This window comes from Desulfosoma caldarium, assembly GCF_003751385.1.
In the GTDB taxonomy this organism is placed as follows: domain Bacteria; phylum Desulfobacterota; class Syntrophobacteria; order Syntrophobacterales; family DSM-9756; genus Desulfosoma; species Desulfosoma caldarium.
In genome coordinates this window covers 218,260-236,703 of the sequence record NZ_RJVA01000011.1, presented here as the reverse complement: position 1 = coordinate 236,703, position 18,444 = coordinate 218,260, and the positions used below count along the sequence as shown (strand labels likewise).

Genomic DNA, 18,444 nt, shown 5'->3' with positions numbered 1-18,444 from the left:
TTTCAGAAAACGCCGCGGAGAAGAAACTTGAACAAGGACCCCTTGGAGACGCGAACACCGCAGCCCGCTATGACATCGGCCACGCCGTGTTGCGGTCTGGCGCTGAAACCGGCCCCTTCGTGTTGACCGTCCAAAAAGACGGCTCAGTTGAGCCCTCCCCCTCGAATGGACCAGCCTTTTGTCATCGGCCCATGGAATACGCCCGTGGGACCCGTGCCGCGCGTTTCGTCGACCCTGTCAGGGCGTGACCGATGGGGCGCTTTGTGCGTGCGGTGGGGCTTTAGGCGCCTTCGCTACACCGTGGACCCCGGCCTCTATGCACTGGGCAGCCCAGGGCCCATGGACCCCGTCTTGGTCACGGCCAATTACAAGTTGAGCTTTGACACGTTGCGAGCGGCTTTGCCCGGGCGGTCGGTGTGGATTTTGGTGCTGGATACCAAAGGCATCAATGTCTGGTGTGCTGCGGGCAAGGGAACCTTTGGCACCGACGAAGTGGTTTTTCGCCTTCAAGCGAGCCGTCTGGAAGAGATTGTTTTCCACAGGAGGTTGATTCTACCTCAACTTTCGGCACCCGGTGTGGCGGCTCGACACGTGAAAACCCAAACGGGCTTTACCGCCCTTTTTGGCCCCGTGGAAGCGCGAGACCTTCCCGCATATCTTGATGCAGGTTTTAAGGCCACGGAAACCATGCGCCGCAAGAAGTTTCCATGGAAAGATCGGCTGGTGCTCATTCCGGTGGAACTGGTGCACAGCCTTCAATGGTCCGCCATGATCGCCGCCGCTTTTTTCGTCCTTGGAGGGCTTCTGAGCAAGGGTCCCTTTTGGGCGTCGGCGTGGAAAGCGACCGTGGGGCCCGTGAGTGCTTTAGGCCATGGCATTGTCTCGGGTGCCGTGCTCACCCCTCTGCTGCTGCCATGGCTTCCAGGCCGAGCTTTTACCACGAAAGGTCTTTTCACCGGAGGCAGCTGGGCTGCGATGCTGTGGTTCTTTGGGCACGTCGAAGGTCTGCAACCGCTGGATACCGTCTCATGGGCTTTGGGGCTCCTTTCCGTCTCGGCCTTTCTCAGCATGAATTTCACGGGTGCCTCCACGTACACCTCTCTTTCCGGTGTGCGCCGTGAAATGCGTTGGGCGGTCCCGTTGGAAGTTTTGCTTTTTGCGGGTTTTGTCGGCACGTGGCTGTGGGCTCGGTGGTTTGGGTCTTGAGGGTTAAGACACGTTTGCGTGGAAGATGGCGTGAAGGAGAAGCCACATCAATGGGTCGTCTTGTGTATTTGAAGGATGTGGTCACGTTGCAATTGGACGCCGCAAAATGTATCGGCTGCGGCGAGTGCACCCTGGTGTGCCCTCACGGCGTGTTCGTTAAGGAAAACGGCGTGGCACGCATTGCCTTTCGGGATGCCTGCATGGAATGCGGCGCGTGCGCTCGCAACTGTCCCGCCGACGCCATTGCCGTGAAAACTGGGGTGGGTTGCGCGCAGGCGGTCCTCAACACCATGATAGGCCGCTCGGGGGACGGCTGCTGCAGCCTGGATTCCGGGTGCTGCTGAAAGCTTTGTTGTGAAGCTTTTGATCTCTTGGCACGTCGTGGGCCGAATGGTAATCTTAACAGTGCTGGTGCAGAGGTTTCACTGAAGAGGCGTGACACGATTCTTTGAGCCTTGAAGGAGGATGCCATGCCCACGTACGAATACCAGTGCCAGTCGTGCCGGAAAGAATTCACGGTCATTCAAAGTATTTCCGAGCACGGTAAAAGTCCCGTGCATTGCCCCGAATGCCAAAGTGCTGACGTCAAGCAGCTCATGTCTGTTTTTATCGCCCAAACGAGCAAGAAAAGCTGACCTGCCCAATGAGCCTCCGAAGGTCCTATTCCATCATGGGCCGGTACTTTTCCTAAAGAAGCGGTGAACGCTCTCTCAAAGGGGCTGGCCTTTTTCCGCCCGCCAACGCGGTGAGGGGCTCGCCCCTGGGGCCATTGTCCTGCCCAAGATTGTTATCCCTTCCTCCATGCGTCCAGCCTTTATCGTGATTAGATAAAGAGTCAAAGATGAAGCAGAATGACGGCGAGCATGGACAATGGAGGCATAGATGGATCGTTTGAAGGATCCTGAAGGCATCAAAAAGCGGCGAAAGGCTTTTATGAAGCTCGGGAAGCTCGCCTTCGCGCTATTCATGTGGGCACTGTGGGCACAAGGAGTGATGGCCATGGAAAGCAGCAAGGAACAGAGGGCGACGGCAACTTTTGCCGGTGGATGTTTTTGGTGTGTGGAATCGGATTTTGAAAAGGTGGACGGCGTGCTGGAGGTGATTTCAGGGTATACGGGAGGCCACAAGGAAAACCCCACCTATGAGGAGGTGTCCTCCGGGCGGACGGGGCATGTGGAAGCGGTTCAGGTGATCTATGACCCTTCCAAGGTCTCGTATGAACAATTGCTGGATGTTTTCTGGCGCCACATCGACCCCACCGACCCCGATGGTCAGTTTGTGGACCGGGGATCACAATACAAGTCCGCCATTTTTTACCACGATGAGGAACAGCGGCGCCTCGCCGAGATCTCCAGGCAAAGGCTACAGGCCTCGGGAAGATTTTCCAAGCCGATTGTAACGGAAATTCTTCCTTTGAAAACTTTTTACCCCGCGGAAGACTATCACCAGGATTATTACAAAAAGTCGCCTATTCGTTACCGTTTTTACCGAGCCAACTCGGGGCGTGATACCTTCTTGAAAAAAGTGTGGAAGGACTCACCGGCTTCGACGACGCCGTCTGTAAAGTCCGCCCCCACCCCTTGGGTCAAACCCGACGACGCTGAACTAAAAAAACGCCTGACACCTCTGCAATACAAGGTCACGCAGCAGAACGGCACAGAGCCACCTTTCCAAAATGCCTATTGGGATAATAAACGCCCGGGAATTTATGTGGATGTCGTCTCGGGAGAACCCCTTTTCAGCTCATTGGACAAGTTCGATTCCGGCACTGGCTGGCCTAGCTTCACGCGACCCTTGGAACCGCAACACATCGTGGAACGTACGGATCGATCCCTTTTCATGGTCCGCACGGAAGTGCGCAGCCGTTACGGCGATTCGCACCTGGGCCACGTGTTCGATGACGGACCGCCGCCCACCGGTCGCCGTTACTGCATCAATTCGGCGGCCCTTCGATTCATTCCCCTGGAAGATCTGGAAAAAGAAGGCTACGGCCAATATGTGCTCAAGTTTCAGAACCCTTGAGGCGCCCGGCTCGTTTGATAATACAAGAGGCATTGGAATACGTATTCCCACGCCAACTCGGATCAAAGGAACCCTGACATGGAAGTCACCCTTCTCATGGCCATGACCGTGGATGGCAAGATCGCCAAAAACCCGGACCATTTCCCCGACTGGACCGGTCCGGATGACAAAAAATTTTTCGCGGAGCGCACACGTCAGGCGGGCGTGGTCATTATGGGGGCTCGGACTTTTCAAACCTTAAAAAAACCCCTTCCCGACCGGTTGAACGTGGTCATGACGCGGGATGATTCGCGCACATCTTCATGGAACAACGTGGTCTTCACCACCGACCCTCCTCGACGCATCCTTACCTGGCTAGAATCTCTGGGATACAGGGAAGTGATTCTTGCCGGCGGCGCCATCATTAATTCACTTTTTGCCGCCGAAGGTCTCATCGATCGCCTAATCGTCACGGTGTCTCCCAAGGTCTTCGGATCGGGAATTTCTCTTTTTAACGGTCAAGTCTCCATGGCGTTAGCTCTCGAAGGGGTGAAAATCATCGGGCAGGACGTGGTGGTCTTGAGCTATAGGGTTGTTGGCCATCCCAAGATCTGACGGCTCTCAAGGGGATGGATTTCCTCGCGTTTTCAATATCTTCCCATGGCAACGATCGATTGCTTTGAGTGACCGATCACATCATCCGACACGGATTTGAGCAGTGCCGATTCAACGTTGCTTCGCCCGTGGAATCCGAGCACCATGGCGGACACATTTCCAGATCTACCATCAAAAAAGAAATAATCTCATTGTGCGCATAAAATCGGTTATACAGAAAGGGGTTGCGAGAAAAACCTATCCCCAACGAGGTGAACAAGTACGGCACAGGGTGTTCTCCCCTTCGAGCACAAACAACAGGGCCATGTTAGCGGAGTCACCGCGTTGGCGGGACTTTCCGCCCATCTCGACCTGGAACAGGTAGGAGGGATGCGCGATGCGATCCAGCGGCATGTGAAGATTCGGTAGGGGAGCCGGCAAGCGTGCCATGACGAGCACTTCGACATGGCGCAGATTTTGCCCAATTTGGCAGGGGGAGGCTCCGTCGCGGATCTCGATCAGCTGGAGGCGAACGAGGGGTTGGTTATGCCGATTGCTTCGTCAGGTGGAGCCCTTTGGGCTGCCCCACGGCGTTTACGTCCCAACGTGAAAAAGGTGTTGAGAGCCCCGCCGGCATAGGGCGCAGACAAACTCCGCCGGTTCATTGACGAAGGATTTGGGGGACGTTACCCCCCTTGCCTTTTTCTAAGGCTCACAGTACCTTGCTCAGAAAGTCGAAAGTTGACACCGTGTGGAGCTGGACAAGCGGAAGGCGCTATCTAGTGGCGCGACGGGATACTTTCACAGGTCTTGTGGTCTTTCTGATGGCTGTGATGTGGGGATTCGAGGCACCGGTCTTGTGGACCATGGACGGGCTGCGCGTCACCTGCAAGGTCGATGACGACCATGTGGGCAACGGCCTTCACGGTTGGAGCTTTGGAGACATGGTCAAGCGTGGCACGGCCCGCGTGCCCTGAAGGCTGTTTCTGCCCCGGGGAAAAACGCCGCCGGTCTACTGTTCGCGGAGGGCTAAGATGGGAGCCTACGACGCGGCCGTCAAGGTGATATTGGATCGCTGTCGGGAGACAGCCCTCTCGTATTTCCTTGGCCTTTCCGTAAAGGAATCCGAACTCATAGAGGTACCACAAGAAACCGTCACAGTTCGACACGCCGATTTTCCGGTTCGAGTCATTACCTCCGACGACAAAGAAATGATCGTCGTTTTGGAGGTGCAGACGCGGTGGTCGTGGGACGTCCCGCTTCGACTGCTCGAATATGAAGTACGATACCGAAGGCGATATCGGCTGGGGGCCATGGGGGCCGTGCTGCTCCTTACGCCTTCCGATCGTTCGGTGGATCGTTTCCACGACGGGGGCATCGATTATCGTTTCGTCCTGGTGCGCCTGTGGGAACTGGATGCCGAGGAAGCCATGGAAACGGACCTGCCCTGCCTGATGCCTTTCGTTCCTTTGATGCGTGGAGGTCAAAGCCTGGTTGAAGGGGCAGAACGGCGCATCATCGACAGCGGCATGAACCGAGAAGCCAAGGGAGATTTGCTCACCGGCATGACCATTCTTGCCGGGCTTGTTTCGGAAGAAATTCCCCGGTCGATCGTTCGCCGAAGGAGAGAGATCATGATGGAATCGGTAGGATATGAAATCATTAAAAAGGAAGGCTACGATGAAGGCTTACAGCAGGGACTGCAGCAGGGCCTGCAGCAAGGCCTGCAGCAGGGACTGCAGCAGGGCTTACAGCAGGGGCTGCACCGAGGGATGATGGAAGAGGCCCGTGAAGCCGTCATGGACGTGCTTGTGGAGCGGTTCGGTAAATGTCCGGCCGTCATGGAAAAAACCATCCTTTCGCTGGAATCCATATCCGCACTCAAGTCGCTTCGCCGCCACGCCGTCCGCGTTGAAAGCCTGGAGGCCTTCCGCACCTTTCTGGAAAAATTCGTGGAATAGGAACGTGGGGTCAGACCTTTACTTTTTAAAGTACCTTGCTCAGAAAGTTGAAAGTTGACACCGTGTGGAGCGGAACAAACCGCCTTCACGGTTGGAGCTTTGGAGACATGGTAAAGCGGGGCACGGTCGCGTGCCCTGAAGGCTGTTTCTGCCCCGGGGGAAAGCGCCGCCGGCCTACTGTTCGTGGAGGGCTAAGATGGGAGCCTACGACGCGGCCGTCAAGGTGATATTGGATCGCTGTCGGGAGACAGCCCTCTCGTATTTCCTTGGCCTTTCCGTAAAGGAATCCGAACTCATAGAGGTGCCACAAGAAACCGTCACAGTTCGACACGCCGATTTTCCGGTTCGAGTCATTACCTTCGACGACAAAGAAATGATCGTCGTTTTGGAGGTGCAGACGCGGTGGTCGTGGGACGTCCCGCTTCGACTGCTCGAATATGAAGTACGATACCGAAGGCGATATCGGCTGGGGGCCATGGGGGCCGTGCTGCTCCTTACGCCTTCTGATCGTTCGGTGGATCGTTTCCACGACGGGGGCATCGATTATCGTTTCGTCCTGGTGCGCCTGTGGGAACTGGATGCCGAGGAAGCCATGGAAACGAACCTGCCCTGCTTGATGCCTTTCGTTCCTTTGATGCGTGGAGGTCAAAGCCTGGTTGAAGGGGCGGAACGGCGCATCATCGACAGCGGCATGAACCGAGAAGCCAAGGGAGATTTGCTCACCGGCATGACCATTCTTGCCGGGCTTGTTTCGGAAGAAATTCCCCGGTCGATCGTTCGCCGAAGGAGAGAGATCATGATGGAATCGGCAGGATATGAAATCATTAAAAAGGAAGGCTACGATGAAGGCTTACAGCAGGGGCTGCACCGAGGGATGATGGAAGAAGCCCGTGAAGCCGTCATGGACGTGCTTGTGGAGCGGTTCGGTAAATGTCCGGCCGTCATGGAAAAAATCATCCTTTCGCTGGAATCCATATCCGCACTCAAGTCGCTTCGCCGCCACGCCGTCCGCGTTGAAAGCCTGGAGGCCTTCCGCACCTTTCTGGAAAAATTCGTGGAATAGGAACGTGGGGTCAGGAATCCGAACTCATAGAGGTGCCACAAGAAACCGTCACAGTTCGACACGCCGATTTTCCGGTTCGAGTCATTACCTTCGACGACAAAGAAATGATCGTCCTTTTAGAGGTGCAGACGCGGTGGTCGTGGGACGTCCCGCTTCGACTGCTCGAATATGAAGTACGATACCGAAGGCGATATCGGCTGGGGGCCATGGGGGCCGTGCTGCTCCTTACGCCTTCTGATCGTTCGGTGGATCGTTTCCACGACGGGGGCATCGATTATCGTTTCGTCCTGGTGCGCCTGTGGGAACTGGATGCCGAGGAAGCCATGGAAACGGACCTGCCCTGCCTGATGCCTTTCGTTCCTTTGATGCGTGGAGGTCAAAGCCTGGTTGAAGGGGCGGAACGGCGCATCATCGACAGCGGCATGAACCGAGAAGCCAAGGGAGATTTGCTCACCGGCATGACCATTCTTGCCGGGCTTGTTTCGGAAGAAATTCCCCGGTCGATCGTTCGCCGAAGGAGAGAGATCATGATGGAATCGGCAGGATATGAAATCATTAAAAAGGAAGGCTACGATGAAGGCTTACAGCAGGGACTGCAGCAAGGCCTGCAGCAGGGCTTACAGCAGGGGCTGCACCGAGGGATGATGGAAGAGGCCCGTGAAGCCGTCATGGACGTGCTTGTGGAGCGGTTCGGTAAATGTCCGGCCGTCATGGAAAAAACCATCCTTTCGCTGGAATCCATATCCGCACTCAAGTCGCTTCGCCGCCACGCCGTCCGCGTTGAAAGCCTCGAGGCCTTCCGCACCTTTCTGGAAAAATTCGTGGAATAGGAACGTGGGGTCAGACCTTTACTTTTTGGCCGCAGGTCCGAAAAGTGACCCCCACTTGCGCGGGAGTGACCAGGGCGGTGGGGCAGGCTGAAGACCGGCGCACCAAAACTTTACCCGGCACGCGTTTGCCGATCAAAGAACCTTGTGGAGTGGAGGTGCGGACCACCCTGTTGATAACCTACCGGTCGATACCCGTAAATGGATCAAATGGTAAGTCGCGCGTTCCGGACGGCCTCGGTGCCTCCGCCGAGACATGGATCGGGCCGAACCGCTGGGTCTCCTCTGAAATCAGGGCCAACAAACCCGCCACCTGGGCCGGTGCCTTGCGAAGATCAACCCAAGAAAGTCTTGACCCAGTCCGGGCGGCTCTATAATGACCACATCCCTAAAAAATATCGGCTCCATGACCCCGACGGGGGCACTGAAAAAACGGGCGCGAAAACGTCATCAACCTTTGGTTACATCGGTTCATAACTTTACGGGACTGGGCTAAGTCGCCGTCCGACGGCATCAAACCCTTGGCAACAAACGCCGGAATGGAAAAATGACCGTCGAAAAAGGCGCAGCCGACCTCCCCCGGTCAATAGGCGGTGGATTTGGGATAAAATTTCTGTTCAAGGTCTCGGCCAGGTCAGCCGAAAAGATAGGTGACGTTTATAGCTTTGGGCACGATCGTGCCCCGCCAATTCGTGGGGGCACGAAACTTTTTTCTCATGGCCGCGCGTTCACTCTCGAAAGGAAACAGGATGAAATCGCCATCGCCTTTGCCCGACGATCATCTGCATGCTCTGGTGCAGGTCAGCGGGGACCTTCCCGCCATGCCTCACGTCGCTTCGGAAGCTTTGCAAAAGATGAGCAATCCCGATGTGCGCGTTGAAGATCTGCAAAGAATTCTGGCCAAAGACCCGGCCCTGGCCGCTCGAGTTTTGAAACTGGCCAATTCTTCCTTTTATGCCAGGTCCCGCACCATCGCCACCTTGCGAGACGCCGTGGTCGTCGTCGGGTTGAAAACCGTGCGTGCTCTCATTCTCGCCTCGGTGACGCGTGACCTTTTTGACCCTTTTGGTCTTACGGAAAAGCTGCTCTGGGAACATGCTGTAGGATGCGCACTGGCAGCGCGAACCCTTGCGGTGACTCTTCGGTTTTCCAAACAAGAAGAATGCTTTCTGGCCGGCCTGCTTCATGATGTGGGAAAGATGATTCTGCTCACGCATCGATCCGAACCCATGCGCCGAATCATCGAGGAAGTGTACAACAATCCCAGCCTATCTTTTGTGGATGAGGAGCGGGAAACCTTTGGCTTTGATCATAGCCAAGTGGGTCATCTGCTGGCTGCCAAGTGGCGTTTCCCAGAAGAAATCATCGAGGCCATCGCCTGCCATCATCGCCCGGCTTCGGCAAAGATTGTGCCGGCATTGACCGTCATCGTGCACCTGGCCAACGCCTATTGTCACAAGCTGGCCCTAGGCCCCACCAAGCGCCCTGACCTGGACTTGTCCACCGTGGTCAGTGCCCGCGCCCTGAGATTGAAGCCCGAGAAGCTGGCCGCCATCGAGGCATCCATTCGAAGCGTCGTGGAAACCGAAGCCTCCTGTTACTCCTGAGCACCTGTTCGTAAACAGCTTGTGTCAAAGCACTCCAAAGAAGAATAAGGTTTCGCGGCGTGCACCGCTCCTCCAAAAAGGCTTCTCGAACAGACATGCAGGCGTTGGCTGGAGTCCTGAAGCTTTAACCTTTGTGGCATAATTCAAGAAGTCGCCCCATTGTCTAGATTTATGGCATAAATCAAGACGTGACCCCAATGCCTTGTGGCATAAATCAAGATGTGACCCCATTGGTCATTGGTTAGAGGGTGTACTTTTGGAGGTAGCCTCGCGGGGTGATCATCCAGCCGCTCCAAAGGTAGGTTTGGCTGTTTCCCACAAGGATCACCGTCTGCATGTCCACGTTCGAGCCGACCAAATCTTTCAGGGTGGTGACCCAGTGTCGTTGCCCTGCCCTCATGGCCCTGTGCACCACGCCCACCGGCGTCTCCCCCGATCGGTAACGCAACAGCACGGATCGAGCCCGATCCAGCACGTCGGGCCGTGAGGCACTTCGAGGATTATACAGGGCGATGACAAAATCGGCTTCCGCCGCGGCCATCAATCGCTTTTCGATGACCGTCCAGGGCGTCAGGTGGTCGCTTAGGCTGATGGACGCGAAGTCGTGCATGAGGGGTGCTCCCAAAAGGGAAGCGGCGGCGTTGAACGCCGCGACGCCAGGGATGACCTCTATGGGCAGCGCCTCACCGGCGTCGTCGCCCTGCGCAAGGCCGTCGCAGACCGCCACACCCAGGCTTTGACACACATCAAAGACGAGGCCGGCCATTCCGTAAATGCCGGCGTCCCCGCCGGACACCAGGGCCACGCCATCGCCTTTGAGGGCCCGTTCCACCGCTTTCCGGCACCGCTCGATTTCTTTGCGCATGCCGCTGGCCAGCACGGTTTTTCCGTGCAACAGGGGCTCTATGAGGTCCAGATAGGTCTTGTAGCCCACGACCACTTGCGCTTGCCGCAGCGCCTCCGCGGCCCTCGGCGTGAGATAGTCCGCTGCTCCGGGTCCAAGGCTTACGATCCACAACCGTCCTTGGCCACGGCGAGGGTGACATTGCAAGTCCTCTGCTTCGGCACGATCAGTCGTCCGGTTCGAGCTGCTTTGAGAGCCGCCGCTTCGCATACGCTAAAGACTCCTATGTGGCGATGCACCACCGACGAAGGGTTGGGCACCGGTTGAGTCTGCAAGGTTTGTCTCGACAAGAAGACGATGGGCCGTTCCAAAACACGCGCTGCTTCCAGAAGGCCCGGTTCCCGTTCCTTTAAGTCTACACTGGCCAAGGTTCGAACCGCCTTTGTGGCCAGATGATGGCGCTGAAAGACGTCCCGCACCGCTTCGACAATTTCCTGAGTCGGCGTGTTTCGGTTACAGCCCACACCGACAACCAGCGTGCGGGGACGGAGCACCACGGCGCGAAATGATTCCGGTTTTTCCCTTTCGGACACCCACACGCCAGGAACGCTGCGCGGATCCACACCGCATGAATTCCACGCCGCTCGAGACGGCGTGGGTGTCCACGCATCGAAGCCATCCCTTTCGGCCACAAAGGCCGACTCCCCCACCCACTCGGCCGTCTTGAGTGCTGCCCGGTATGGAGCCAAATGACCGTCGGGATCGTAAATCCAAAAGGGTTCGTCGTCCAGGATGGCCGTCGTCACGCGGGCTGCCCAGGTCATGTCTTCCATGTCCAAACCCAGGGCCAAAGCCATGGAATCCAGGGCCGGCTTTTGGCACACATCCGAGCCGGTGGTGATGACGGCTTGAGCGCCCAAAAGAGAGGCCACGACGCGCGCCGCTCGGTTGGCGCCTCCCACATGGCCGGAAAGCAAACTGATCACATACTGCCCTCGCTCGTCCACCACGACCACTGCAGGATCCAAAGTCTTGGAACGCAGCAGGGGCGCCGTGGCACGCACCACGATGCCGGCGGCCATGATGCACACCAAAACTCGGTATTGTCCCCATAGCTCTGGAAAAAGGTCGCGAAGCCGATCGTAGGGTCGGGCTCCCATGGCCACGGCAAAACCGTGACGGGCCGGAACATAGGCCGTAGAGCCGGGCAAGGTTTCTTTGAGGCGCAATGCCAAACCCGTTGCCTGCCGCGTGATGGACACTACGGCAATGGGCTGAGGCATATCAAGAGCGGGCGTCTCGATAGCCATGGGCAAAAGACCCGTCGTAGAGTCGCGATCGCACGTGAGGGCGCACTTCCTGGAAAACGTCTCCGACCAGGATCAAGGCATGTCGTCGAATGCCGGCGTGGCGCACCTTTTCGGCAATGTTGTCCAAAGTGCCGCGCAGAAGGATCTGATCCGGCCAACTCACCCGATAGGCCACCACCACCGGCGTATGGGCAGCATACCAAGCGCTGAGCGTTCGAACCACGCGCTCAATGTCATGCACGCTGAGATAGATGGCCAGGGTGGCGCCGTGGGCCGCCAAGCGCTCCAAAGATTCCCGCTCAGGCACCGGGGTCTTTCCTGCCGCCCGCGTCACGATGAGCGTCTGGGACACCTCGGGCACGGTCAATTGGCTCCGCAGTTCAGCCGCTGCCGCAAAAACCGCGGACACGCCGGGAACCACTTCGTAGGCCACACCCGCTTCATCCAAAAGCCGCATCTGTTCGTGAACGGCCCCGTAGAGGCTCGGATCTCCTGTGTGAAGCCGCACCACTTTGAGCCCACGTCGCACCGCGTTCATGATGGCGTCATGGGTTTCTTCCAAGGTCATGGATGCGCTGTCCATGAATGTTGTGCCGGGCTTGCACATCTGGAGAAGGTCCTGTGGGACCAGGGACCCGGCGTAGATCACCAGGTCCGCATCGCCAAGGCGCCTGCGACCTTTCACCGTGATCAGTTCCGGGTCTCCCGGACCAGCTCCCACGAAGGCCACGAGGCACGGTTCGGTTCGTTCGTCGGGGGCCTTCGATGGCAGACCCTGTGCGTTACCGCAGCGATGCATAAAGCCTCCCTTATCAGGACTTAGACGTTCACTGTGCCACTCTTTTCCATGGAACACAAGAAAACAGGGTTCAGCGCTTCGAACCGCACCGAGGATCCCACGGGCACCGCTCGGTTGACCTGCACTTGGAGCGCTTCCAAGGCAATACCGTTGGATCGGCTGAAGGTGTCCACGTCCTGCAGGCTTTGCCAGGTTACGGCCGCCACCACGATGCGGCCCAAGGGCGCCAGTCGATTCCAAACAGCTCGAAGTAGCGCGGGCAGGGTGCCGCCGGATCCACCCACGAAAACGCGGTGCGGCGCAGGCAAGCGCTCCACGACGTGCAAAGCCTCCCCTTCGATCACCTGAACTTGTCCACAGTGAAATCGCCGCACATTTTTCCTGATATCCTCGGCCCGTTCCGGAACCTTTTCCACAGCCCAGACGCTGTGTAGCGGGCAAAGGAGGGCCGCTTCCACAGACATCGAGCCGCTGCCGGCGCCCAGATCCCACAGGACCTGGCCTGGGCCGAGTCGAAGCATGGACAGGGCCAGGACCCGCACTTCCCTTTTGGTAATGAGGCCCGCGCGGTGCACAAAGGCCGTGTCCGGCACACCCAAGGCCACGGCGCCGGCCGATTTGTGAGGCCCGTTGCAATCCGGTCCTGATACCGCTTCAAGGGTTTTTTCAGCCGGGGCCTCCTGTTTGAAAGGGGCGCAGCGTTCCGAATCTTTTTGGGGACCGTCCTGGAGCCCAGGTTCGCCGAGGAGAACCACGGTAAGCGGGGAAAAGTCCGCCGTGACGGCATCGTGCGGCGTCATGCGGCGGATTTTTTCTGAAGGAAGCCCCAGGTCCTCCCCCACGATCAGGTCAAAGCCGTCCAAGCCGGCACGAACCAGGTGCTGCGCAATCCATGGCGGACCATGCTCTTCGTCCGTCAAAAGGGCCACCGGGTATCCCTGACGCAGAAACCACATCCATTCCAGGCTACTTTCTCGACCGTGCAAGCTAAAAACGCGCACGTCTTCCCACGGCCTGGCCAGCGCCGCACAAAGGCTCTGAACGGATGTTGGCCCAGGAATGAAATGCAACCGATCGGCCGGAAGCATGCTTGTCAGGGTTCGTCCGATACCGAAAAACAGGGGATCCCCCGACGCCAAAACCGCCACGCGCCTTTGGCGCGACAAAGACTCCACCGTTTCCACAAGGCTTTTCATGGACCCTCGAAGAGGCATCTTTTCACCGGGATGATCGGCAAAGAACGCCAGATGCCTCGTTCCTCCCACAAGGATTTCTGCCCGCTGAATCCATTGAAGGCCTTCCAGCGCACAGGTCTTGGGCCCGGTGCCGATGCCAACGACGGCAATGAGTGGCGGCGTCCATTGTTCAGGGTTTCGGGACATGGTTTGCTCCGTCAGTGGCAGGGGCCTCGACTCCACCGGGCTCGGTGACGTCGGTAAGCAGCGTACCGTCGTCATTAAAAAGCAGGAGCCGTATTCGAGGGCGTTCGCTTCCGGCAAAACGGCGCGAATGCCGCAAGGCCTCATGGGCCACTTCCTGGACCACGGCGTGGGCTTTGGCGTTGATGAGAATCTGCAGAGCATGGCGCGCTGTGTTGGCGCGGGACACCTGGTCCAAAAGATCTTCGGGCGCCCCGGCGCGCTCACCGCATCGCACCAGAACCTTAAGGTCCATGGCGGCCTTGTGGGCATGGGTGTAGGCTAAGCCTGAAGCCATTTTGACGGCTTTGCCGATAAAAACACTGTGAACCAGGTGGGCAAAACCCATTCGCGCCACTTGGCGAACCGCAAAGGCAAAAAAATCGGCAATCTGCACAAAGGCTTCCAAAGGCTCCTGGGCCAGAAGTCTTTGGGCCAGCTTCTCGCTCTTTCCACCGGTACTCAACACAACCGTGTTACAGCCGGCGGCTTTGGCCACATTGAGCGCCGAAACAATGGTTTCTTCATAGGCCTCATGGGACACGGGTTTCACCAGTCCCGTGGTGCCCAGAATGGATAGCCCTCCCACGATCCCCAGTCGTGGATTCAGGGTTCGACGCGCCAGATGTTCCCCTTGAGCCACAGAAACCTCCGCATGGATCGTCAATGATGGGGGCACAGGCACAGACGGCCTCAGCGAAAGCCGAACCGTTGGACCGGTGGGTTTTCGAAGTTCGACCGGCGCGCAGTAAGCACACGTTTTGCAGCTGAAAAAACCCTTCAGATTCGGCGACTGTTCCAGTTCTTCCTCCAGGTTTTGAACCAGCATGGCGCGAGGCGTCGGGTTCACGGCGGGTTCTCCCACGGGCACCGGAAGTCCGGGTTTGGTCACCACGCCGACGCCGAGGCCGGCCGCTAGCACAACGGTCGCCGACGGCATTTGGGCTGTAGGCCCGCCTCGTGCGCGCTCATAGCCCGCGGGGCTCATCGGGTTCGCCCACGTCATGGTGACGTGCACGGCCACGGCAGCCTTGTCTGTAACGTCGGGGTCATCGCCGGCATCCTTGATGACAACCGCGCGCGCCGCCAGGTTTCCGCGGAACTCAAGGGTCGCAGGCACCGCAAGATAATACCCCAACGGCAGACGAACGGCGACCCATGATGGAGCGCTCCCCGAAAGGATGGTGCGCAAAGCGGCCCGGGCCGCCGCCGTCATGGCGGTACCCGTGCTGAAGCCTTTTCGCAGTCGACGGCGCGCTGTCCGCCCGGGCGCTTCGCCGCCAGATCTTTTCTGCACTTTTTTTGGCTCCTTTCCTTTAGCGGCCTCATGCTTTCTAATACCTAAAGTCGGGGCGACCCGCCGGGTCGCCCCTACACGCCGGGTCGCCCCTACAGGCGGGTCGCCCCGACGGTATTCGCAATCCAAATTGCCGTGCGCATGATTGGGCATGACCACAAATTCGCGTTCGTCTAACCCTTGTGACGTGCGGATAGACGCCGAGGCCAACCATTCCTCGCGCGCCATTTTCCCGGCGTCATTTAACCGCATTTCCCCATTCAGCCCTTCGCTGACCTTAAAATGCCGGGCGTTTGCCTGGAAGGGGCCGTGGTCAAGGGAGGCGGGTTTCAAGAACTCGTTTATCCCATCGTAAATTTGACGATACACGAAACATCAGCGCTCATCCGCAAAAAATGCACAGTCAGTACCTTAAAGGTGGCCATCGGCGTGCCCAAATCGACGCTTCGATGGTCAGGCAGACGATCGTCGGCTCTATCTTGCTTCAGAATGCTCAAATTAGGTAGGTAGTAGAGTGGATTCGCTGTCAATCAGATTCTTATGGGGCGTGAAGAAACTCCTTTGCCGTCCTTTTTCTCGTTTGCTAGGGTGCCTTCCATCGGTTCCATAGCCTGGGTGAACCTTTGGTCAAAGGACGTGCGAGCATGGATTATGTGGTGGTGATTATCGGAGCGGGCCCGGCGGGAATCTTTGCGGCTCTGACATTGGCCGAAGCCGGCCTGTCTCCCGTTCTTCTCGTGGAACAAGGCAAGGACCTCAAGGACCGAGCGCGCCGTGGGGCCAACGACATGCTGTGCGGCTGGGGCGGCGCAGGAGCTTTTAGCGACGGAAAGCTCACGCTTTCTCCCGAAGTGGGAGGATTCCTCGCCGATCTTGTGGGCACGGCCGCCCTGAAAGAACTTCTTCACGAAGCCGATGCCGTCTACGTGCGTTTCGGTGCTCCGGACCGCCTCTATGGAGGCATGACGCCGCAGGTGGAGGAACTGGCCGATCGCGCGCGACTGGCCGATTTGGAACTCATTCCCATGACCGTGCGACATATCGGCACGGAAAACTGCATGATCGTGCTGGATCGACTGAAAAAAGCGGTGGAAAAATCGGTGCACATTCGCACGCAATGCCAAGCCGTGCGCATCCTGGCCGAAGAAGGCGCCGTGCGGGGCGTGGAACTGTCCGACGGTCGCCTTGTGCGCTGCCGTTACGTCATCGCCGCTCCCGGCCGATCGGGCGCTCCATGGATGAAGGAACAAGCTCAAATCCTGGGACTTCCCAGCCAGGCAAGCCCCGTGGACATCGGCGTGCGCGTGGAACTACCGGCCGTCGTCTTTAAGCACATCACCGACATCAGTTACGAGTCCAAGCTTATCTACTTTACCAAAACCTTTGACGATAAGGTGCGCACCTTTTGCATGAATCCTTATGGCGAAGTGGTCCAGGAAAGCAACGGCTCCATGATCACGGTCAACGGCCACAGTTATGCCGGCAAAAAGACGGCCAACACCAACTTCGCCCTGCTGGTGAGCAGTGCCTTTACGGAACCCTTTGACGATCCCATCGCTTACGGACGCTATATCGCTCGGCTGGCCAACCTGTTGGGCAAAGGTGTTATCGTGCAGCGCCTGGGAGACCTTATGGCCGGGCGGCGCACCACTCGGGAACGCCTGGCCCGATGCCTCACGCGACCGACGCTCAAAGAGGCCGTTCCCGGAGACTTAAGCTATGTGTTTCCATACCGGCACCTGCTGGGTCTTGTGGAAATGCTGCAGGCCCTGGACAAGATCGCCCCCGGCACCGCCTCACGCCATACCTTGCTTTACGGTGTCGAAGTCAAGTTCTACTCCCATCGCATTCAGCTCAACGATCGGTTGGAAACACCCATCCGCAACCTGTTCGCCGCCGGAGACGGCGCGGGAATCACTCGAGGCCTGCTGCAGGCCTCCGTCAGCGGCATGCTGGCTGCGCGAAGTGTTCTTCAACGCGAGGCTTCATAAGTGGACGCGAAAGGAAATGAGTGCCATGTCGCTTTCCCATGTGCGCGATTTGATCCGTCTCCACACGCCCTTCTCGGTGCCGGAAAACCTTCGCATTCACACGGACACCACCCAGTTCATGGACATCAGGGCCGGGGATTGCATCGCCGTGGAAGGGCGCTTGTTTTACGTCAAGGGAGAAGAATTTGAGGGCCGGTTCGGCCTCGACGGCGAACCCAAGTTTTGGGTCAAGCGGGTGGTGGACCTGAACGACGGCTCGGTGAAAATCCTGAAGCTGGCTTTCTTGGAATCCTTCACGATGCATCTGGGTGAAGAACGCATTCGATGCTTTCGCAGCCCCCATAAGGAATCTCGAATCCTGGAACGGACAGCGGGCGACGCCCGCTTCATGCAGGGCATCACCCTCTACGACGAGGCGCACAACCCCGTGCGGGTCATCGAACGCATTGCGGGCAAGACCTTTTACGACATGGTGCACGACCTACCCATGGATCATGAAACCTATTACTACGAAGTCTTTCCCGGCCTTTTCACCCATCTCATGAAGGCTTTTTATGCCATCAAGGACCTGCACCAGATGGGAGAAATTCACGGGGATATTCGTAACGATCACCTGATTGTGGAACACAACACCGGACGATATTGCTGGATCGATTTCGATTACACTTACGAATGGCCTGGCCAGCCCTATGGAGTGGACCTGTTCGGCTTGGGCAACATTCTTTTGTTTGCGGCCGGAAAGGGTTTTCACACCCTGCACGATCTGAAATCGCCTCGATCTCCTCTGCACGCTGCCTTGTCCACGCTGCGGGAAGAGGACTTTTCACTCTTTTTTCCCAACCGCCTCATGAACCTCAAAAAGATCTTTCCCTACCTGCGCGAAACGCTCAACAAGGTGCTCATGCACTTTGCCGCCGGGGCGGAAGTGTTTTACGAATCGGCCCATGAACTCATGGAAGATTTGGAAATCGCTTTTCGTTCCTTTTTGTGGGAGGTACCCCATGGGCCATAAGATACTTGTGGGGATCGATTGCTCCGCCAACGCGCAGAGGGCTCTGGACTACGTGGGGACAATGCTACGCCCCCACGACGATATCCTCGTGACCCTCTTTCACGTGCTCATCGCCCCTCAGCCGGACATTTACCCCGATCGGCAACAAAGAGAACGGGAGCTGGAAAAAAGACATGGGCGCGCCCTTCGACAATTGGAAGCCATGCAAGCCCGACTGGTCACACTGGGCGTGCCAAAGGATCGCATCACCATGAAAATTCAGGTATGTGCTCCCGAAGACAATGTGGCCGTCACGCTGCTAGAGGAGCAGCGGCGTGGAGGGTACCAGACGGTGGTGGTGGGACGGCGTGGCATGAGCAAGCGCGAAGAATTTCTCTTTGGCAGCGTCTCCAGCAAGATTATTCGCGAAGCCCGCGAATGCACGGTCTGGGTGGTGCAGTGAGCCGCGCCCGCTCATGGCTCACCTTGTGCGGGTTCACACTGTGGATGACAAAGCCGACGCCAAGGAGGCCCC

The 18,444-nt window shown here is 57.7% G+C and carries 19 protein-coding genes; 13 read left to right on the top strand and 6 right to left on the bottom strand.

Going from position 1 to position 18,444, the window contains the following annotated elements:
- Positions 1 to 69: 69 nt before the first annotated feature.
- The 5 genes from hgcA to EDC27_RS06950 all read left to right on the top strand — a co-directional run bounded on the left by hgcA (position 70) and on the right by EDC27_RS06950 (position 3,822).
- Positions 70 to 1,206 carry a mercury methylation corrinoid protein HgcA gene (gene hgcA / locus EDC27_RS06970; protein ID WP_281273134.1) on the top strand — a complete coding sequence of 379 codons (1,137 nt, stop codon included), beginning with the start codon at positions 70 to 72 and terminating at the stop codon, positions 1,204 to 1,206.
- Positions 1,207 to 1,256: 50 nt separating this feature from the next.
- Entirely contained in the window at positions 1,257 to 1,550 is a 294-nt protein-coding gene (gene hgcB / locus EDC27_RS06965) for a mercury methylation ferredoxin HgcB (protein WP_123289891.1), read from the top strand.
- Positions 1,551 to 1,676: 126 nt separating this feature from the next.
- Positions 1,677 to 1,841, top strand: coding sequence for an FmdB family zinc ribbon protein (locus EDC27_RS06960; protein WP_123289890.1), 165 nt, complete (start codon positions 1,677 to 1,679; stop codon positions 1,839 to 1,841).
- Positions 1,842 to 2,199: 358 nt separating this feature from the next.
- Positions 2,200 to 3,228: a peptide-methionine (S)-S-oxide reductase MsrA gene (gene msrA, locus EDC27_RS06955; protein WP_407923345.1), complete on the top strand. Its 1,029-nt coding sequence runs from the start codon at positions 2,200 to 2,202 to the stop codon at positions 3,226 to 3,228.
- A 78-nt stretch (positions 3,229 to 3,306) separates the two neighbouring features.
- Positions 3,307 to 3,822 carry a dihydrofolate reductase family protein gene (locus EDC27_RS06950; RefSeq protein WP_123289889.1) on the top strand — a complete coding sequence of 172 codons (516 nt, stop codon included), beginning with the start codon at positions 3,307 to 3,309 and terminating at the stop codon, positions 3,820 to 3,822.
- Positions 3,823 to 3,854: 32 nt separating this feature from the next.
- Here the strand turns inward: EDC27_RS06950 and EDC27_RS17035 are convergent, their stop codons facing one another.
- Complete coding sequence (locus tag EDC27_RS17035) at positions 3,855 to 3,977, bottom strand: universal stress protein (RefSeq protein ID WP_123289888.1); 123 nt, start codon at positions 3,975 to 3,977, stop codon at positions 3,855 to 3,857.
- A 606-nt stretch (positions 3,978 to 4,583) separates the two neighbouring features.
- On the opposite strand from EDC27_RS17035, the gene EDC27_RS06940 reads away from it, so the two are divergent.
- The 5 genes from EDC27_RS06940 (at position 4,584) to EDC27_RS06920 (ending at position 9,259) form a co-directional block, all read left to right on the top strand.
- Positions 4,584 to 4,778, top strand: a complete 195-nt coding sequence (locus EDC27_RS06940; protein WP_123289887.1) for a hypothetical protein — start codon at positions 4,584 to 4,586, stop codon at positions 4,776 to 4,778.
- A gap of 57 nt (positions 4,779 to 4,835) precedes the next feature.
- Positions 4,836 to 5,762 (top strand): RpnC/YadD family protein, encoded by a 927-nt coding sequence (locus EDC27_RS06935; RefSeq protein ID WP_123289886.1) that lies wholly within the window; start codon positions 4,836 to 4,838, stop codon positions 5,760 to 5,762.
- Between the two features lie 196 nt (positions 5,763 to 5,958).
- The gene (locus EDC27_RS06930) at positions 5,959 to 6,825 is read left to right on the top strand and encodes an RpnC/YadD family protein (protein ID WP_123289885.1); all 867 of its coding nucleotides are present in this window, start codon (positions 5,959 to 5,961) and stop codon (positions 6,823 to 6,825) included.
- 32 nt (positions 6,826 to 6,857) lie between these two features.
- Entirely contained in the window at positions 6,858 to 7,655 is a 798-nt protein-coding gene (locus tag EDC27_RS06925) for an RpnC/YadD family protein (RefSeq protein ID WP_123289884.1), read from the top strand.
- Between the two features lie 746 nt (positions 7,656 to 8,401).
- The gene (locus EDC27_RS06920) at positions 8,402 to 9,259 is read left to right on the top strand and encodes an HDOD domain-containing protein (RefSeq protein WP_170161663.1); all 858 of its coding nucleotides are present in this window, start codon (positions 8,402 to 8,404) and stop codon (positions 9,257 to 9,259) included.
- A gap of 241 nt (positions 9,260 to 9,500) precedes the next feature.
- Here EDC27_RS06920 and cobJ read toward each other — a convergent pair whose 3' ends face one another.
- The 5 genes from cobJ to cbiD are packed head-to-tail and all read right to left on the bottom strand — an operon-like array spanning position 9,501 to position 14,927.
- On the bottom strand, positions 9,501 to 10,277 hold the full coding sequence (cobJ, locus tag EDC27_RS06915; RefSeq protein ID WP_245994324.1) for a precorrin-3B C(17)-methyltransferase: 777 nt from the start codon (positions 10,275 to 10,277) through the stop codon (positions 9,501 to 9,503).
- A complete protein-coding gene (locus EDC27_RS06910) occupies positions 10,265 to 11,413 on the bottom strand; it encodes a cobalt-precorrin 5A hydrolase (RefSeq protein WP_123289881.1) in 1,149 nt (382 codons plus the stop codon). Before EDC27_RS06910 ends, cobJ begins: the two co-directional genes overlap by 13 nt.
- The gene (gene cobM / locus EDC27_RS06905) at positions 11,388 to 12,212 is read right to left on the bottom strand and encodes a precorrin-4 C(11)-methyltransferase (RefSeq protein ID WP_123289880.1); all 825 of its coding nucleotides are present in this window, start codon (positions 12,210 to 12,212) and stop codon (positions 11,388 to 11,390) included. The genes EDC27_RS06910 and cobM overlap by 26 nt, the downstream gene beginning before the upstream one ends.
- A gap of 20 nt (positions 12,213 to 12,232) precedes the next feature.
- Positions 12,233 to 13,594, bottom strand: coding sequence for a precorrin-6y C5,15-methyltransferase (decarboxylating) subunit CbiE (gene cbiE / locus EDC27_RS06900; protein ID WP_170161662.1), 1,362 nt, complete (start codon positions 13,592 to 13,594; stop codon positions 12,233 to 12,235).
- Entirely contained in the window at positions 13,578 to 14,927 is a 1,350-nt protein-coding gene (cbiD, locus tag EDC27_RS06895; RefSeq protein WP_170161661.1) for a cobalt-precorrin-5B (C(1))-methyltransferase CbiD, read from the bottom strand. The genes cbiE and cbiD overlap by 17 nt, the downstream gene beginning before the upstream one ends.
- A 644-nt stretch (positions 14,928 to 15,571) precedes the next feature.
- Here cbiD and EDC27_RS06890 point away from each other — a divergent pair.
- From EDC27_RS06890 to EDC27_RS06880, 3 genes are read left to right on the top strand one after another with little or no spacing between them, the layout of a single operon-like run.
- Positions 15,572 to 16,918, top strand: coding sequence for an NAD(P)/FAD-dependent oxidoreductase (locus EDC27_RS06890; RefSeq protein WP_123289877.1), 1,347 nt, complete (start codon positions 15,572 to 15,574; stop codon positions 16,916 to 16,918).
- 25 nt (positions 16,919 to 16,943) lie between these two features.
- The gene (locus EDC27_RS06885; RefSeq protein ID WP_123289876.1) at positions 16,944 to 17,930 is read left to right on the top strand and encodes a hypothetical protein; all 987 of its coding nucleotides are present in this window, start codon (positions 16,944 to 16,946) and stop codon (positions 17,928 to 17,930) included.
- On the top strand, positions 17,920 to 18,372 hold the full coding sequence (locus tag EDC27_RS06880) for a universal stress protein (protein ID WP_170161660.1): 453 nt from the start codon (positions 17,920 to 17,922) through the stop codon (positions 18,370 to 18,372). Before EDC27_RS06885 ends, EDC27_RS06880 begins: the two co-directional genes overlap by 11 nt.
- The last annotated feature ends 72 nt before the right edge of the window (positions 18,373 to 18,444 follow it).

What these genes read in the sequence shown, in the direction of transcription:
- hgcB (WP_123289891.1), top strand. Translation starts at nt 1,257, where the DNA reads ATGGGTCGTCTTGTGTATTTGAAGGATGTGGTCACGTTGCAATTGGAC.
- EDC27_RS06885 (WP_123289876.1), top strand. Translation starts at nt 16,944, where the DNA reads ATGTCGCTTTCCCATGTGCGCGATTTGATCCGTCTCCACACGCCCTTC.
- EDC27_RS06930 (WP_123289885.1), top strand. Translation starts at nt 5,959, where the DNA reads ATGGGAGCCTACGACGCGGCCGTCAAGGTGATATTGGATCGCTGTCGG.
- EDC27_RS06920 (WP_170161663.1), top strand. Translation starts at nt 8,402, where the DNA reads ATGAAATCGCCATCGCCTTTGCCCGACGATCATCTGCATGCTCTGGTG.
- EDC27_RS06910 (WP_123289881.1), bottom strand. Translation starts at nt 11,413, where the DNA reads ATGGCTATCGAGACGCCCGCTCTTGATATGCCTCAGCCCATTGCCGTA.
- msrA (WP_407923345.1), top strand. Translation starts at nt 2,200, where the DNA reads ATGGCCATGGAAAGCAGCAAGGAACAGAGGGCGACGGCAACTTTTGCC.
- EDC27_RS06890 (WP_123289877.1), top strand. Translation starts at nt 15,572, where the DNA reads ATGGATTATGTGGTGGTGATTATCGGAGCGGGCCCGGCGGGAATCTTT.
- EDC27_RS06950 (WP_123289889.1), top strand. Translation starts at nt 3,307, where the DNA reads ATGGAAGTCACCCTTCTCATGGCCATGACCGTGGATGGCAAGATCGCC.
- EDC27_RS06880 (WP_170161660.1), top strand. Translation starts at nt 17,920, where the DNA reads ATGGGCCATAAGATACTTGTGGGGATCGATTGCTCCGCCAACGCGCAG.
- EDC27_RS06960 (WP_123289890.1), top strand. Translation starts at nt 1,677, where the DNA reads ATGCCCACGTACGAATACCAGTGCCAGTCGTGCCGGAAAGAATTCACG.
- cbiE (WP_170161662.1), bottom strand. Translation starts at nt 13,594, where the DNA reads ATGTCCCGAAACCCTGAACAATGGACGCCGCCACTCATTGCCGTCGTT.
- cobM (WP_123289880.1), bottom strand. Translation starts at nt 12,212, where the DNA reads ATGCATCGCTGCGGTAACGCACAGGGTCTGCCATCGAAGGCCCCCGAC.
- EDC27_RS06935 (WP_123289886.1), top strand. Translation starts at nt 4,836, where the DNA reads ATGGGAGCCTACGACGCGGCCGTCAAGGTGATATTGGATCGCTGTCGG.